The sequence below is a fragment of the Deinococcus carri genome (assembly GCF_039545055.1).
Classification (GTDB): Bacteria; Deinococcota; Deinococci; order Deinococcales; family Deinococcaceae; genus Deinococcus; species Deinococcus carri.
In genome coordinates, this window is record NZ_BAABRP010000001.1 from 789,757 (window position 1) to 804,435 (window position 14,679).

14 protein-coding genes are annotated in these 14,679 nt (G+C 70.0%); 8 read left to right on the top strand and 6 right to left on the bottom strand.

What is annotated here, in order from left to right:
* Positions 1 to 16: 16 nt before the first annotated feature.
* From ABEA67_RS03950 to ABEA67_RS03970, 5 genes are all read left to right on the top strand, one after another.
* Positions 17 to 1,111: a PQQ-dependent sugar dehydrogenase gene (locus ABEA67_RS03950; RefSeq protein WP_345461180.1), complete on the top strand. Its 1,095-nt coding sequence runs from the start codon at positions 17 to 19 to the stop codon at positions 1,109 to 1,111.
* Positions 1,112 to 1,185: 74 nt separating this feature from the next.
* On the top strand, positions 1,186 to 2,223 hold the full coding sequence (locus tag ABEA67_RS03955) for a hypothetical protein (protein ID WP_345461183.1): 1,038 nt from the start codon (positions 1,186 to 1,188) through the stop codon (positions 2,221 to 2,223).
* A gap of 19 nt (positions 2,224 to 2,242) precedes the next feature.
* The gene (locus ABEA67_RS03960) at positions 2,243 to 3,019 is read left to right on the top strand and encodes a nitroreductase family protein (protein WP_345461188.1); all 777 of its coding nucleotides are present in this window, start codon (positions 2,243 to 2,245) and stop codon (positions 3,017 to 3,019) included.
* A gap of 94 nt (positions 3,020 to 3,113) precedes the next feature.
* Entirely contained in the window at positions 3,114 to 4,307 is a 1,194-nt protein-coding gene (locus ABEA67_RS03965; protein WP_345461191.1) for a trans-sulfuration enzyme family protein, read from the top strand.
* A 34-nt stretch (positions 4,308 to 4,341) separates the two neighbouring features.
* The gene (locus ABEA67_RS03970; RefSeq protein ID WP_345461194.1) at positions 4,342 to 4,920 is read left to right on the top strand and encodes an endonuclease dU; all 579 of its coding nucleotides are present in this window, start codon (positions 4,342 to 4,344) and stop codon (positions 4,918 to 4,920) included.
* Position 4,921: 1 nt separating this feature from the next.
* Here the strand turns inward: ABEA67_RS03970 and ABEA67_RS03975 are convergent, their stop codons facing one another.
* The 3 genes from ABEA67_RS03975 to ABEA67_RS03985 form a co-directional block, all read right to left on the bottom strand.
* The gene (locus tag ABEA67_RS03975; protein ID WP_345461197.1) at positions 4,922 to 6,043 is read right to left on the bottom strand and encodes a M48 family metallopeptidase; all 1,122 of its coding nucleotides are present in this window, start codon (positions 6,041 to 6,043) and stop codon (positions 4,922 to 4,924) included.
* A 46-nt stretch (positions 6,044 to 6,089) separates the two neighbouring features.
* Positions 6,090 to 7,244 carry a YjgN family protein gene (locus ABEA67_RS03980; RefSeq protein WP_345461200.1) on the bottom strand — a complete coding sequence of 385 codons (1,155 nt, stop codon included), beginning with the start codon at positions 7,242 to 7,244 and terminating at the stop codon, positions 6,090 to 6,092.
* A gap of 139 nt (positions 7,245 to 7,383) precedes the next feature.
* Positions 7,384 to 7,659: a cold-shock protein gene (locus ABEA67_RS03985; protein WP_345461203.1), complete on the bottom strand. Its 276-nt coding sequence runs from the start codon at positions 7,657 to 7,659 to the stop codon at positions 7,384 to 7,386.
* Between the two features lie 181 nt (positions 7,660 to 7,840).
* Here ABEA67_RS03985 and ABEA67_RS03990 point away from each other — a divergent pair, with 181 nt between their 5' ends.
* The 3 genes from ABEA67_RS03990 to ABEA67_RS04000 are packed head-to-tail and all read left to right on the top strand — an operon-like array spanning position 7,841 to position 9,749.
* Positions 7,841 to 8,308 (top strand): NUDIX hydrolase, encoded by a 468-nt coding sequence (locus tag ABEA67_RS03990; RefSeq protein WP_345461206.1) that lies wholly within the window; start codon positions 7,841 to 7,843, stop codon positions 8,306 to 8,308.
* Between the two features lie 20 nt (positions 8,309 to 8,328).
* Positions 8,329 to 8,904 carry a gamma carbonic anhydrase family protein gene (locus ABEA67_RS03995; protein ID WP_345461209.1) on the top strand — a complete coding sequence of 192 codons (576 nt, stop codon included), beginning with the start codon at positions 8,329 to 8,331 and terminating at the stop codon, positions 8,902 to 8,904.
* Entirely contained in the window at positions 8,904 to 9,749 is an 846-nt protein-coding gene (locus ABEA67_RS04000) for a hypothetical protein (protein WP_345461212.1), read from the top strand. Before ABEA67_RS03995 ends, ABEA67_RS04000 begins: the two co-directional genes overlap by 1 nt.
* A 560-nt stretch (positions 9,750 to 10,309) precedes the next feature.
* Here ABEA67_RS04000 and ispH read toward each other — a convergent pair.
* The 3 genes from ispH to ABEA67_RS04015 all read right to left on the bottom strand — a co-directional run bounded on the left by ispH (position 10,310) and on the right by ABEA67_RS04015 (position 14,670).
* Positions 10,310 to 11,305, bottom strand: a complete 996-nt coding sequence (gene ispH / locus ABEA67_RS04005) for a 4-hydroxy-3-methylbut-2-enyl diphosphate reductase (RefSeq protein ID WP_345461215.1) — start codon at positions 11,303 to 11,305, stop codon at positions 10,310 to 10,312.
* A 71-nt stretch (positions 11,306 to 11,376) separates the two neighbouring features.
* A complete protein-coding gene (locus tag ABEA67_RS04010; protein ID WP_345461218.1) occupies positions 11,377 to 12,861 on the bottom strand; it encodes a phospholipase D-like domain-containing protein in 1,485 nt (494 codons plus the stop codon).
* 135 nt (positions 12,862 to 12,996) lie between these two features.
* Positions 12,997 to 14,670 carry a glycerol-3-phosphate acyltransferase gene (locus tag ABEA67_RS04015; protein ID WP_345461220.1) on the bottom strand — a complete coding sequence of 558 codons (1,674 nt, stop codon included), beginning with the start codon at positions 14,668 to 14,670 and terminating at the stop codon, positions 12,997 to 12,999.
* Between the last annotated feature and the right edge of the window lie 9 nt (positions 14,671 to 14,679).

Below are 14,679 nucleotides of genomic sequence, written 5' to 3' on the forward strand. Positions count from 1 at the left end.
ATGGTTTCCTGCGTTCATGCTGAAAAGAATGCTGGTGGCGGGGGCGCTGGCCTTCGCAGGCGTTGCTGGCGCGCAGACCCCTGACTTCAAGGTGCCCGACGGCTTCAAGGTGACGCAGTTCGCGGAGGGCTTCCGGCAGCCGCGTTTCATGGCGGTCGCGCCCAATGGGGACGTGTTCGTGAGCGACCCCGGAGCCGGCACGGTCACGGTGCTGCCCGACCAGGACAAAAACGGCGTGGCCGACGGCAAGGCCGTCTTTGCCTCCGGGCTGAACCGCCCGCATGGGCTGGCCTTTCGCGGGGGCTTCCTGTACGTGGCGAATACCGACGGCGTGGTGCGCTTCGCCTATCAGAACGGGCAGACGAAGGCGAGCGGTGCGCCGCAGAAGCTCGTCAGCCTGCCCGCTGGAGGCGGACACTGGACGCGCACGGTGGAGTTCGGCCCCGACGGGAAGATGTACGTGGCGACCGGCTCGACCTGCAACGTCTGCGAGGAGGGCGACAACCGCCGCGCCTCGGTCTGGGTGTACGACGCGGACGGCTCGAACGGCAAACCCTACGCCACGGGCCTGCGCAATCCGGTCGGCATCGAGTGGTTCGACGGCACCCTCTACGCCACCAACAACGGGCGTGACATGCTGGGCGACAACATCCCGCCCGAGGGCTTCTACAAACTCAGGGCAGGCGGGTTCTACGGCTGGCCATATTGCTACACCACGCAGGCCGGGCAGGCCCAGGTGTGGGACAGGGACTTCGGGAAGAAGAGCGCGGCCACCTGCCAGGACGCCATCCCCGCCTTCGCCCTGACCACCGCCCACAGCGCGCCGCTGGGCCTGGCCTTTTACGACGGCAAGACCTTCCCCGCCGGGTACCGCGGCCAGATGTTCGCCGCGCTGCACGGCTCCTGGAACCGCAGCACCAAGAGCGGCTACAAGGTCGTGACCGTCAACCCCGAGACGGGCAAGGTGACGGACTTCCTGACCGGTTTCCTGAGCGGACAGCGGACCCTGGGCCGCCCGGTTGACCTCGTGGTGGCGCAGGATGGGGCGCTCCTGCTGACGGATGACGGCGAGGGGCGCATCTGGCGGATTCAGTACGTGGGGAGGGAGTAGGAATTAGGGGTTAGGCGTTAGGCGTTAGGAAGGGCTGTGCCTCAGCCCTAACGCCTAACCCCTTACACTGACCCATGACCACCACCGCCCCCTCCACCGCTGCGCCTGTCCCGCAGGTGGTTCGCCGCGCCACGCCCGCGCAGAACCTGGTTACCCTCGCGCTGGGGTGGTGGCTGACGGCGGGCATCTTCGTGGACGGGTGGGCGCACAACCGCTACGGCGAGAGCCTGGAGACGTTCTTCACGCCGTGGCACGCGCTGTTCTATTCGGGGTTTCTGGCGGTGGCGGCCTGGGTGCTGTGGCTGGGGGCGCGCGGATGGCGCACGGGGCGGCGCGGCTTCGCGGCCTTTCCGGAGGGCTATCACCTGGCCGCGCTGGGGGTGCCGATTTTTCTGGTGGGTGGGCTGGGCGACCTGACCTGGCACACGGTCTTTGGCATCGAGGTCGGCATCGAGGCGCTGCTGTCGCCCACGCACCTGCTGCTGTTCGCGGGGGCGATGTGCATTCTGTCCGCGCCGCTGGTAAGTGCCTGGCGTACGCCGACACCCCGCGCGGCCCCAGTGGGGGTGGTCTGGCCCGCCGTGCTGGCGGCCACGTCGCTGCTGAGTTTCACGGCCTTTATGCACATGTACCTGTGGGGGCTGCTGCTGGCCCCGCAGGGCCTGGGCTACGTGCAGACGCGCGGCGAGCTGGGCAGCATCCTGCTCACCGCCCTAATTCTGGCCGCGCCCGTGCTGCTGCTGTTGCGGCGGTTCCGCCTGCCTTTCGGGGCCGTCACGGTGATGTACGGCCTGAACACGGTCCTGATGACACTGATGCTGGTGCCGGGCGAGTGGCGGGTACCGCTGCTGATGGTGGCGGCCGGGCTGGTGGTGGACGCGCTGCTGCTGCTGCTGAATCCGTCCCCGGCGCGGCCCTGGGCGCTGCGGGCCTTTGCCTTCCTGCTGCCGCTGGCGGTGTGGGGGCCATACCTGGGCGGGCTGACGCTGCTGCACCTCAGCAACCTCAGCCTGGAACTGTGGCTGGGGGTGGCCGTGATGGCGGGGCTGGGGGGAGTGGCGCTGAGTGCGCTGGTGGTGCCGCCGCCCCTCCCGGCGGAGGCGGAAGGCTGAGCGGCGTATCCTGCCCCGCATGACTGCCCGTACCCCCCAGGAAGTCCGCGCCTCTTACGACGCGCACCGCACGGTCCGCCAGTACGTCACGCAGGCGGACGGCACACCGCTGCCTATGCCCGCCGACCATCTGGACGCCATCCTGTATGCCGCCCAGCGCGCCCCGACCGACGCGACCGCGCAGCTTTACTCGTTCATCCGCCTGGTCCGCCCCGAGGTCCGCGCTGGTGTGGCCGAACTCACCACGAACGCGCATATCGCTACCGCCTCGGAAGCGTTCGTGGTCTGCCTGGACGTGCGCCGGGTGGGCCGGGTGCTGGAGGCCGCGGGGCAGGAGGTCGGCCAGTGGCCCGCCATCGCCGTGCATTTCGGCATCGGGGACGCGGTGATGGCGGGTCAGAATCTGCTGACTGCCGCCGAGATGCTGGGCTACCAGGGCTGCTGGATTGGTGGCGTGCTGAACGGGCTGGAAGGCATTCTGGACCTGCTGGACCTCCCGGCCGGGGTGCTGCCCTTCGCGGCCCTCACCCTCGGCCTTCCCGCCGAGGAGCCGCCGCTGCGCCCGCGCGTGCCCCGGCCCCTGGTCGTCCATGAGGACCGCTACCGGGACGGCTCGGAGGAAGAATTGCGCCACGCGGTAGAGGTCATGAACCCGATTGCCGCCCGTGGCGATAAGCCCGGTGACTGGGTTCGGCTCTTGCGGGCCTACTGGGCACCGGGGGGCAGCATGGAGAAACGCGAGCCGCATCTGGTGGCGGCGTTAAAGCGGCAGGGGCTATGGGCGGGGGGAGAGTAACCCTCAGGCCCGGTCAGGTGGGGGCGGGCAACATGGGGCCGCGCGCCTGAGCGGCTCGCCCTTCCAGCCGTCCCGCAGGCGTTAGCCTGGGCAGGTGAACCTCCCCGACTACGACCTGACTACCCTCGCCGCCCGCGCCGGGGAGGAGGCCCGTCCGAATCCCAGCGTGCCGCTGGTCGAACCTATCTACCAGTCCACCGTGTACGCCTTCCCCGACCTCGACGCCCTGGAACGGTCCATGAGCGGTGAGGAGCCGAGCAGCTTCTACTACCGCAACGGCACGCCCAACGCGGCGACCCTGGAACGCGCCCTCGCCACGCTGGAAGGCACCGAGGCGGCGCTGGTGGCTGCGAGCGGCATGGCTGCCATCAGCGCCGCGCTGCTGGGGGTGCTGAAGTCTGGGGACCACATCGTGGCGGACGCCCGCGTGTACGGCGTGACCTACGCCCTGCTCGCGGAGGAGTTCCCGCGTCTGGGCATCACGACCACCTTCGTGGATGCCTGCGACCTGGGGGAAGTGGAGGCGGCCTTTCGCCCGGAAACGCGCGTGCTGCACGTCGAGAGCCTCACCAACCCGCTGATGACGGTACCGGACGTGCCCCGGCTGGCGGAGCTGGCCCACGCGCGGGGGGCGCTCCTGAGTGTGGACAACACCTTCGCCAGCCCCGCCATCTTCCGTCCGGCGCTGCACGGCGCGGACCTGGTGACGCATTCGGTCAGCAAGTATCTCAGCGGGCACAGCAATGCTTTCGGTGGAGTGGCCTGCGGGCGGGGGGACCTGATGGCCGCCGCCCGCACCCGCCTCACCCGCCTGGGCGGAACCATGAGCGCCTTCGACGCCTGGATGACCCTTCAGGGCCTCAAGACGCTGGGCCTGCGGATGCGCACCCACAGCGGCAACGCGCAGGCGGTGGCCGATGTGCTGGCGAACCATCCCCGCGTGCGGGCGGTGTACCATCCCGGCCTTGCCGACCACCCCCAGTTCGAGCGGGCGCAGGACCTCTTCCCGAACGGCTTCGGCGGCATGCTCAGCGCCGACATCAAGGATGCCCCAGCCTTCGTCCGCGCGCTTTCCGGCCGCATTCCCCTCGCGCCCAGCCTGGCGGACGTGGTCAGCACCCTCTCCTGGCCCTGGGGCACCAGCCACCGCGCCCTGCCCGAGGCCGAACGCCGCCGCCTGGGCATCACGCCGGGCCTGCTGCGCCTCAGCATCGGCATCGAGGATATCGGGGACCTGCTGGGGGACATCGAGGGGGCGCTGGAAGACGGCGGAAGGCCGACGGCATAAGGCTGAAGGCCACCCCCTCTTTGCCATCTGCCTTATGCCATCTGCCGTCCGCAAGTTCTCCCACGCCATCGGCTTTGACGATGCCCCCTTTGCCCGTGAACACCGTGGAGACGTGCGCGTGTTCGGCACCGTCTACGCGGGGCACACGCTGCACGGCGTGGTCAGTGGCCGGGTGCGGCGCGACGGGCGCAACAGCACGGCGGAAGTCGCCCGGCTGGTTGAACTGAGCGGCGCGCGGGAACACCTGCACCTGATTCTGCTTCAGGGGGTGGCGCTGGCGGGCTTCAACGTGGTGGATGCACCCGCGCTGGGCGCGCTGACCGGCCTGCCCGTCCTGCTCGTGGCCCGCCGTCCGCCGGACCTGGAACGTATCCGCCGGGCGCTCCTGACCCGCGTGCCGGGTGGGGCCAGGAAGTGGCGCTTGATCGAGGCGCTGGGGCCGATGGAACCCTGCCGGGGCGTCTGGGTGCAGTGCGTGGGCCTGGGGCTGGCGGAGGCCGAGGTAGCTCTCGCGGCCCTGACGGTCACGGGCCGGGTTCCCGAACCCCTGCGCGCCGCGCACCTGATCGCCGGGGGTGTGACGCGGGGAAGTAGCCGGGGTGGGCGGGTGTAGCTTACTTCTGGCTGCTGGCCGCTGGCCGCCCCCGCGCCTCAATCTCCCGCAGGTGCCGGATGCGCTGGGCGGTGCCGGGGTGCGTCTGGAGCAGGTCCTCGGTGCGGCTGCCCTCCTGCACGCTGTTCTCGTCGGCGTCGCGGTCCTCCTGTTCCAGGCGGGCGAGAATGTCGCGCAGCGGCCGGGTGGTCCCGTAGGTCCGCATCAGGTACTGCCCCGCGCCCTCGTCGGCCTGCGTCTCGGCGGCGCGGGAGTAGCCGTTGCGCAGCAGGGCGGCGGGCACGGCGGCGGCAAAGGTTCCGGCGCTGACGATGTCACCCGTCACCGCCACCGAGAGCAGCGTCAGCCCCAGCCCCTGGTACACCCCGGCCAGACCGTGCCGGTGCGTGACGTGCCCCGTCTCGTGGGCCAGCACCCCCAGCAGTTCGCGGTCGCTGTGCGCGAGGGCCACCAGCTGGTCGGTCATCACGACGGTGCCGCCCGGCAGGGCAAAGGCGTTCGCACCCAGCTCGAAGGGCGCGTCCTCCGGCTCACCGTCGCGCAGCAGCAGCCGGTAGGGATAGCCGCCCCCGGCCCAGGCCGTCACGCGCCGGAACCCGGCCTGAAGCTGGGCCTGACGCGCGGCGCTGAGCTGGCTGGGGCCGAGGTAGCCGCCGTCTTCCAGAAACTGGATGCTCTCGCGGTCGAAGGTCGCCAGCACGGGGCGGGGCGTGGCACTCGCGGCCCCGCGGGCCAGCGCGGGAATCCCGTAAGCCACGAACAGGCCCACCAGCACCAGCGTCGCGCCGAGCGCGCCCAGCGCCGTCCACCAGCGCGTTTCCAGGCGGCGCACCCGCTCCAGGCCCCGGTTGCGGCCCGTTCTGGCCTCCAGCCCCCGCACGGTCTGGTCATCGTCTGTTTCGAAGCGCGAGCCGTCGGGGAACTTCAGGACGCGCCGCACGCCGGGCACGGGCGGGTCGATGAGGAGCTGCGAGACGTTCCAGTGCGTTTCCAGCCCGCCCTCGGCCCGCAGCCGCACCTCGTCGCCGCTCAGGGCGAGCGACGCGGCCCGCTGGCGGCTGGTGCGCCCGTCAAAGAACACGCCGGAGAGCGGGGGGTGGGCAGCGTCGGGGGGTATCGTCACGGCTGACCTCGGTCGCGGCCTGGCTGGTGGGGGAGAGGCCCGGCCATCAGAAGCCCAGGTTGATGTCGAGCAGCTCGGTGGCGGCCTCGCCCAGCGCGCCCTCCTGTGGTGTCTGGGACGCGGCGAAGTCGTCCAGGCTGGCGATGGCGCGCACCTGCACCCCGGCGGCGATGTAGCGGGCGCGGCGGATGGTGGCCCAGGGGACAGCCAGGCCCAGCGTGAGGACCTGCGCGGCCGCGTTGGACACCCCGATCCAGGTCAGGCGCGCGGAGCTGAAGGTGGCCCCCGTCCTCACCACGCCGCCGACCTCCACGTGGTTGAGCACGTAGCGTAGGGTGGCCGCCCGCACGTACTGCCACGCGACGGCATACAGCAACAGGAACCCCAGGTAGGCCGCCCCCATCCCGAGGAGGACCGCCGGGGGGAGCGTGGAGGCCAGGTCCAGATCGGCCTGATCGCCCAGCAGCGCCATCAGCGCTATCAGGGGCACCGCCAGCAGCACCGCGCCGCCCACCGCCAGCGCCACGCCCGTCAGCGCGATCACGTAGAAGCCTCCCGCGTCCCCGCGAAAGGTCATCCGGGCATTGCCGTAGGCCGCGTTCTGCACCTGATAGCGCCGCTGCATGAACCAGGCCCAGGGCAGGGCCAGTCCCCCGGTCAGCACTGCGGCGAGGTTCGCCAGCCCGTAGGTCAGGTAGGCCCCGCCCGCCCGCCCGTGGTGGCGAAAGCGCAGGCCGCGGTACATGGTGCTGACCGCCAGAAAGCGCAGCGACTTCATCACCAGCCAGGGGTACAGCACGAAAAACAGCGCGGCGATACTCCCCGCCACCCAGCTCAGCCGCTCCAGATTGCCGGTGATCAGGTAGGCCAGAAAAAAGGCCCCCACGATCAGGTAGCCGCGCAGCAGCGCGACCGGATTGGCGGTGTACTCGAAGTTCTGGCCGTCCAACCAGGTGTGCCCGTACAGGTACTGCCGCTGCCTCACCCGCGCCCAGGGCAGATACAGCCCCAGCGTCACGACGCTCAGCGCCGTATTCACGATCCAGATGCGGAAGTATTCGCCCGCCTGCCCGCTGAACGTCACGGGGTAGACGGTAACTTTGGGCTGCTCCGCGACGGCGACGGGACCGCCCGCTTCCGCCAGGGCCAGCGCCGGGAGGGGCGGGTCATGTCGGCCTGGAGGCGCGGGGGCATCGGTCATAGCTGCATCCTACGGGTTGGCGGGGCCGGGCGGGGCGCATCTGCCTGACCTGCCAGCAGCAGGCAGATCGGCAGGCAATAAAAGGGGCGAGCACCACGCGGCACTCACCCCTGAACATTGTCTGAAGAAGTATCCCGGCTTACCAGCGGCTGCCGCCGCCACGGTTCCCGCCGCCCATGTTGCTGCCACCCATCGGGGCAGGCGCGGCGTTCGTGACGACCACGTTCTTGGCCTGGGGACCCTTGCTGCCCTGGCCGGGTTCGACCTCGAATTCGACCTCGTCACCCTCGTTCAGCTTGCGGAACCCGCCGCTCTGGATGGCGCTGTAGTGCACGAACACGTCAGGGTTGCCGGGATGCTCGATAAACCCGTAGCCCTTCTCGACGTTAAACCACTTTACCCGACCTTGAGCCATAACTCTCCTTGCATCCCGCGGTCCCGACCCGGCAGTCGGCCCTCTGAGCCGGTACCTCTTGAAGGGTGGAATGGGGACGAATGCAGTATCGCATGTCCTATGGGGGGGATGGTCACAAATCGGCAAATCGTGAAGGCGGCCCGGTCAGGGCACGTCTCCCCGCGGCACGTATACTCCGCGCATGGCTTCCCCTTCTTCTCCGGAACAGGCTTCTCCGGGCCAGGCTCCTTCCGAGGGGGCCTCCCCCGGCCCGGTTCCCGGTGCGGGCGGCGTCGTGCTGGACGCTGACGGGCGGGTGCTGCTGGTGCGCTACCGCAGCGGGGCCTGGGCCTTTCCCAAGGGCCACGTGGAACCGGGCGAGACGCTGGAGCAGACCGCCGTGCGCGAGGTCCACGAGGAAACGGGCATCCGCGCCTCCCCCCTGGCCCCCCTGCCTGACACCCGCTACACCAACGACCGGGGCGAGGCGCGGGTGATTCACTGGTTCGTGATGCGCGCCGCCCCCGACGTTTCCACCACCCTGGAGGACACTTTCCCGGAGGGCGGCTTCTTCGCGGCGGACGTGGCGGCGGCCATGTTAACCTACCCGGAAGACCAACACCTGCTGCGCGCTGCGCTGGCCCTCACGCGGGAGGAGTCCCGCCGGTGAGGGCCTCGCCCGGAGGCCCCATGCCGCTGTACGCCCTCGACGGAATTCGCCCCGACGTTCACCCCACCGCCTTTGTTGCCCCCAGCGCCGACCTGACCGGGCGCGTGTCGGTCGGGGAGCAGGCCAGCGTGTGGTTCGGGGTGGCCGCCCGCGGCGACATCGAGGCCATCACTATCGGCCCGCGCTGCAACGTGCAGGACGGCGCGGTGCTGCACACCGACCCCGGCTTTCCCTGCACTCTGGAGGAGGACGTGACGGTGGGCCACCGCGCCATCGTCCACGGGGCACACTGCGCGCCGGGCAGCCTGGTCGGGATGGGTGCCGTGATGCTCAACGGCTCGCGGCTGGGGCGGGGGGCCGTGCTGGCCGCCGGGGCGCTGCTGCGCGAGGGCCAGGAGGTGCCGGACGGGATGCTGGCGGTGGGCGTGCCCGCGCGGGTGGTCCGCGAGGTGGAGGCCCCCGGCAACGCCGCGCGCTACGTGGAGCAGGCGGCCCGCTACCGCCGAGGCCTCCGGGCCTTCGGGGAGTCGCAGCCGAACCCGGCCCCAGGGAGCAGCAACGAAGAACAGTCCGGCCTGACGCGGGAGGACGGCTGATGTCCGCCGACGAGGGCCAGCACGGCGACGGTGTGCGGCGGGAGGACCGGCGTCCGCCTCCCCCTGGCGAGGCCGAGACGGAGCTGATTCCCGAACTCGCCCCGATGTTCCCCGGCGCGGCCCCCTTCCTCGCCCGCTTCCTGCCGCACTCGCCGCCCACCCATACGGGCCTGAACGTGCAGTTCTGCGACCTGCACACCTTCCTGCGGTACTTGCATGAACAGGCCTGGTTCGGCTACCTGCATGTCCTGCTGGCTGATCAGCACGCGGTCGTGCTGGTGTTCGAGGGCCGGGCGGTCACCGCCGCCGCCCTGAACACGACGGGCGAGCAGGCGCTGGGCGAGCTGCTCAACCTCTACGAGCAGGGGGGCGTCCTCAGCGCCCATCCGCTGCCGCCCACCTATGCCCACGTGCTGAGCGGCGTGGGCAGCCGGGCCTGGAAGTTCAACCTCACCGAGGACTTTACCGGCCTGCACGCCTGTCCGACCGGCGCAATTTTCTATGCCGGGGGCGAGGTGGTCGCCACCATGCCCGCCGCGCTGCCCTACGAGGGGGCCTTTCCCGCCCCCCTGCGCCCGCAGACATTGATTTTGCCCCGCAGCCTGGCCGGGTGGGCACACCAGCAGTACACCCTGACGCTGCGGGGCCGCGACGCCCTGAATGCCATCACCGACATTCACCGCAGTTTCCGCTTGCAGCACGGTACGGGAGGCCTGGGTTTTCTGCGCGCGCTGTGGGAAAAGCTGACGCCCGCCGAGTACGCCATGCGCGGGGACCTCGCGCTGCATGACCTCGAACCGCTGCTGCGCGAGTTTCTGAAGACGGGGCTGGTGCGGGATGGGTAGGGACTGGGATGTTTTTTGGGGCAGGGCATCTTGTAGCGAGCTTCCCCCCGCCCCCCCAGCCCCCCTACCCCCCACCGGGGGGCAGGGGGGAGCGGCGCTGCGCTAGGCAAGGGGGTTCCTTATGCCGGAAGGGGGTCAGGCTTCGCCCCGGTTTCCCGCTGGTCGCCAGGCACAGCCCGCCGGGCGGCCCAAACGGCTCCTCTTCCAAGCCTGACCGCTTGGAGGGTGGGACCTGGGCGTCGGCTCCAAAGTTGAGGAGACAGGGGAAACGGGAGCTTTGGCGGGTGGGGGTGGAAAAAAGAACGTGGAGGCGGGCTTATGGCTTTTCCCCTTGGGGCTGAGTAAGGCAGAGAGGTTTCTTTCAAAAAGAAGACAACGTGTGGGACGATAAAAAAAGCCCTCCCCCTTGAGGGGGGAGGCTGGGTGGGGGTGAACAGACCTGGCATCGGGGACCACTTGGAAGGCTCCTCAGCCTCCTGAGGGGAGATTCACACAGGGGAAGTGGCAAGCAATGCTTACCCGCCTGCCCCGCCTCACCCAACACCTGCACACCTCCGCGCCTATTGCATCGTGCGGGGCAGCGTTTGCGTCGGCAGGATCTTTTTCGGCTCGCGGAACTCGATGTTTTCCCACTCGCCCTCCTCGATGACTTCCAGATTCGGATTCAGGCGGCGGAAGTAGGCGACCACGTTCTGCACCAGGTCGTCGGGGGTGCTGGCCGCGCTGGTGACGCCCAGCGAACGCACGCCGGTCAGGTCGAGGCCCACGAGGTCGGCGTCGGTTTCCAGGCGCTCGGCACGGCCGCACAGGTCGCGGGCGAGTTCCAGCAATCTCATGCCGTTGCTGGAATGGGTGCTGGTCAGGACCAGAAAGGCGTCCACCTGTGGGGCGATGGCCTTTACGGCGTCCTGGCGGTTCTTGGTGGCGTAGCACAGGTCCTCGCTGGGGGGCACCACCAGCGCCGGAAAACGGGCCTTCAGAATGTCCACCGTCCGCCGGGTGTCGTCCACGCTCAGGGTGGTCTGGGTCAGGACCACCACGCGCTCCGGGTCGGGCACCTCGACGGTGTGGGGGTCGTGCAGGCCCTCGCCCGTCTTGCCGAGCACGCCCACCACGATGGTCTGTTCGGGGGCCTCGCCGCGCGTGCCGATCACCTCCTGATGCCGGGCGCTGTCGCCAATCAGCAGGATGGTGTAGCCCTCGCGGGCGTACTTCTTGGCCTCGGTGTGGACCTTGGTGACGAGGGGGCAGGTCGCGTCGATGGTACTCAGCCCCAGCGCCCGCGCCCGCTCACGTACGGCGGGGCTGATGCCGTGCGCGCTGAAGACCACCGTTTCACTGCCTGCCGGGAGCGCCGTGAGGTCGTCCAGGCTCTCGACGAACTGCACGCCGCCCTGCTCCTCCAGCCGCTCCACGACCGTGTGGTTATGCACGATGGAGTGGTAGACCGTCACCGGCCTCTCCTCGTTCCGGGCGGCCTTTTCCACCGCCTGAATCGCCATGACCACGCCCGCGCAAAAGCCGCGCGGCTTGGCGAGATGAATGCGTTCAACCACCTGAGGCTCCCGTCACCCCCCCAGTGTAGGCGGGGAGGCGGGGCCAGAGGGTGCGGGAAGTCCCGGAAGAATCAGCGCGGGGGCGGCTCCACGTTCCGCATCCACCATTCCTGCGGAATCTCACGGCTGTGATGTGCCCACAGGTCCTCGAAGCTGGCGCGCTGTTCGGCCACCGCCCGGGGGTCAGTCGTCGCCAGTACGGCCTCGTTCAGCCCCAGGGGTCCCCAGGAGGAGAAGTGCAGGTTCATGCTGCCGACCACCACCATCCGGTCATCCACCGTCATGGCCTTGGTGTGCATGTTGAAGGTGACGTAGCGCGCCTCGAAGCGGTCCTCCAGGCCGCGCCGCCGTGCCTCCAGGCGCATCAGGGCCACACCGCTGCGGTTGGCGAACTGGTCGGTACCGTAGTCCACCATCAGCGCCCGGACCTTCACGCCCCGCTCCAGCGCGTCCAGAATGGCGCGGAAGTACGGCGGCCAGGCCGTCACCGGGCAGTCGTCGGGGTTCAGGTAGGCGAACCAGCAGTGCAGGCTGGGGCTGAACTCCACCTGCATCAGGTCGAGCGACTGCCGCGCCGCGCCGAACAGCGCCAACTGCGCGCGGTCGGCCTGGTCGAACCCGGGGCGGCGGTACAGCAGGAAGGCCCGCGCGTCCCCGGCAGGCACCAGCAACTGGGCGGGGGCCGGGTGGGTGGGGGCCTCGGGCGCGACCAGGGTGCAGGAGCGCAGCACCGCCTCTGCCGCCGTTGCGGGCGGGCAACTCACCTGGCGGGAGTGTCGCCACAAGTCGTCGAACACAGTCACGCCGTCCTGCGCGACCGGCCCGCGCATCCGCAGGCCCAGGTCGTGCAGGCCCCAGCCGCCCGGCACCGTGTCGGGGAGGTGAACGTCGGTGTAGTTGTACCCCGACACCGTCAGGTCCACGCCGTCAATCACGTCCAGCTTGGCGTGGCTGTGCGGAAAGTAATCGTAGTTGGCGACGGCCAGGTGCCAGCCTGCCGCCGCGTCGTTCAGCGGCACGCCCAGCCGCGTGAGGTCACGCACCAGTTCCAGCGCCTGCGTGCCGCCCTGCGGACGTTGCAGATCCGGGTAGCCTCCCAGCGACACGCGCACCGTCATGCCCGCCGGATAGGCTGCCGGGTTCGCCCTGACCTTGCCGTACAGGTCGCGCACCGCCTGCGCGAAGGTCCACCCCGGATGCCCCTCACCCGCCTGCCACTGCATGTTGGCGAGCAGGACCTCGCTGCGGGCCTGGCGCACCTGTTCTGCCATCCGGTCAAAAGCGTCCGGCTGCCCCGGCGTACTGGGCGTCCGCAGGTAGTTCAGGAAAGCGTTGGCGCAGGAGTGGTCGGGCTGGCCGCCCTCCGTGGTCACGTTCCACAGTGCCCGTTCCAGCGGGTCGGTGGGCGCGGGGCAGGTCAGGGCCGCCTCGTTCAGTGGACGCGCAGGCACCACCGGTCCCAGCCCCACCGGGAACTCTGTCGCGGCTGCCTGTCCCCCGAGGGTCAGGCCTGCCAGCAGCAGCGGGCGGAGGGGAAGAGGAAAGCGCAGGCCCATCGCCCGGCAAGATACGCCCTCTGTCCAGGTGGCGAGGATGAGTCTTTCTGACGCGGCGTGAAGGCTTGGCGGGGCAGCTCGTAAATAGAGCCTTCGGCCCTTTCCCGAAGACTCACGGCGTGGCCGGAAACTGTCTCAATCCACCACCGTGAAGCCCAGCTCCTCCGCCTGCTCCACGAAGAAATTGATGTTCTCCGTCAGCGTCTGCGGCCCCAGGCTCTTGCGGTCGTGTTCGCCCGTCGCGGCGATGATCAGCGTCTCCGCGAGGCAGGCGGGCACCGCGCCCTCCCCGAATTGCAGGTCGATGTTGCTGGTCATGCCGCCGGGGGGGCGCACCACGCCGCCGGGAATGATGCGCGCGCCGGGGACCTCGCGCACGCTCTCGTCCACGTCGGCGGGGCGGCCCTCGTCGAAAAGCCAGGCCCCGGGCTTGACGTGCTGCGGAAAGATGACGGGGTTCGGGTCGGAGGTGGCGCTGAAGATCAGGTCGGCCTCCTTGAGGGTGCTGTAGTCCGTGGTGGTGACGATTTCGGTGTCCTTTGCCGCGCGGCGCAGGGTGTTCGCGCTGCGGTTCAGCCGCTCCATGTCGCGCCCGACCATGATGATCTTGCCCACCTGCGGCGCGATGGTGCGCGCGATGCCGAACGCCACCACGCCGTTCGCGCCCACGATGCCCGCTGTCGCCTGCTTCAGGTCGCGGCCCGTCTGCTGGAAGTGTTCCAGGATGCCGGGAATGGCGGCCTTGATGGTGCCGCTGGTGTAGGCCCCGCCGTTGGTGACCGTGATCTCGGGCACGGCGGCCTGCACGTCCACGCCCTTGTTGCCCACCACGCTCCAGAAGGCCCCCAGGCCGAACACCTCCGCCCCCAGCTCGTGCGCGAGGCGGGCACCCTCGATGGCGCGGCGGGTGGCGAGTTCGGGCTGGTCGCGGAACACGTCGGGGAGGAGGGGGCTGCTCAGCAGGTAGCAGCGGATTTCCTTGCCCTCCACCGTCTTGATGCCGTGCAGTTCGCCCACCTTCATGGGGCGCAGGTTCTGCGCCATCTGCCGCACGCTCGCCTCGCTGATGACGCCGCGCTCGACCAGCGGTTTCATCCACGCGAAGCGCGAGGACTGCCAGAAGTTCTCCAGCGTCATGGGGTGAATCATGAAGGCCGTCACCACCTGGTCGGGGCGTTTCCCGGCCATCGGCACGTCCTCCCCGAAGCGCGGCTCGGTGCGGTCGAGGATGCGCCCCAGGTTTTCCTTGAAGCGCCAGGTGGCGGCCACCAGCAGCCCCAGCGCCCCCAGCTTGGCGGGAATGCCCAGCGGCGACAGCGCCACCAGCCCCGCGAAGGTCAGCAGCCCCGCAACTGTCGCCGTGCTCACGTACCCCCAGAAACCCACGGCGGTGGCGTACACGACCACCGGCAGCACCGTCAGCCACAGGCTCAGGCCGCCCGCCACCGACAGCCCCGCCAGCACGCCCAGCAGTACCAGGTTGCCGCGCCCGCGCGGGGGCATGTCGCCGTACAGGAAGCGCGGCGGGTTGAGGTGCCCCAGGTACGCCGCGAGGGCCGCCAGCACGCACAGTTCCGGCGAGTGGAGGCTGGAGGCCATCAGCACGGCCACGAACCCCTTGGCGAAGTCCAGCGCCGCGCTCGTCAGCGCCGGTCCCGGCCCCACCCGCCGCAGCACGTTCTCGACCCCCAGGTTGTAGGCGCTGTGGGTGCGCGTGTTCACCCCCAGGCGGGCAAGCAGCCAGTGCCCCAGCGGCAGGCTCCCCACCACGAACGCGACACCCAGGAGCAGGACGGACAGAAAGGCCATGGGCGGCAT

What these genes read in the sequence shown, in the direction of transcription:
- ABEA67_RS03950 (WP_345461180.1), top strand. Translation starts at nt 17, where the DNA reads ATGCTGAAAAGAATGCTGGTGGCGGGGGCGCTGGCCTTCGCAGGCGTT.
- ABEA67_RS03955 (WP_345461183.1), top strand. Translation starts at nt 1,186, where the DNA reads ATGACCACCACCGCCCCCTCCACCGCTGCGCCTGTCCCGCAGGTGGTT.
- ABEA67_RS03960 (WP_345461188.1), top strand. Translation starts at nt 2,243, where the DNA reads ATGACTGCCCGTACCCCCCAGGAAGTCCGCGCCTCTTACGACGCGCAC.
- ABEA67_RS03970 (WP_345461194.1), top strand. Translation starts at nt 4,342, where the DNA reads ATGCCATCTGCCGTCCGCAAGTTCTCCCACGCCATCGGCTTTGACGAT.
- ABEA67_RS03980 (WP_345461200.1), bottom strand. Translation starts at nt 7,244, where the DNA reads ATGACCGATGCCCCCGCGCCTCCAGGCCGACATGACCCGCCCCTCCCG.
- ABEA67_RS03985 (WP_345461203.1), bottom strand. Translation starts at nt 7,659, where the DNA reads ATGGCTCAAGGTCGGGTAAAGTGGTTTAACGTCGAGAAGGGCTACGGG.
- ABEA67_RS03990 (WP_345461206.1), top strand. Translation starts at nt 7,841, where the DNA reads ATGGCTTCCCCTTCTTCTCCGGAACAGGCTTCTCCGGGCCAGGCTCCT.
- ABEA67_RS03995 (WP_345461209.1), top strand. Translation starts at nt 8,329, where the DNA reads ATGCCGCTGTACGCCCTCGACGGAATTCGCCCCGACGTTCACCCCACC.
- ABEA67_RS04000 (WP_345461212.1), top strand. Translation starts at nt 8,904, where the DNA reads ATGTCCGCCGACGAGGGCCAGCACGGCGACGGTGTGCGGCGGGAGGAC.
- ABEA67_RS04010 (WP_345461218.1), bottom strand. Translation starts at nt 12,861, where the DNA reads ATGGGCCTGCGCTTTCCTCTTCCCCTCCGCCCGCTGCTGCTGGCAGGC.
- ABEA67_RS04015 (WP_345461220.1), bottom strand. Translation starts at nt 14,670, where the DNA reads ATGGCCTTTCTGTCCGTCCTGCTCCTGGGTGTCGCGTTCGTGGTGGGG.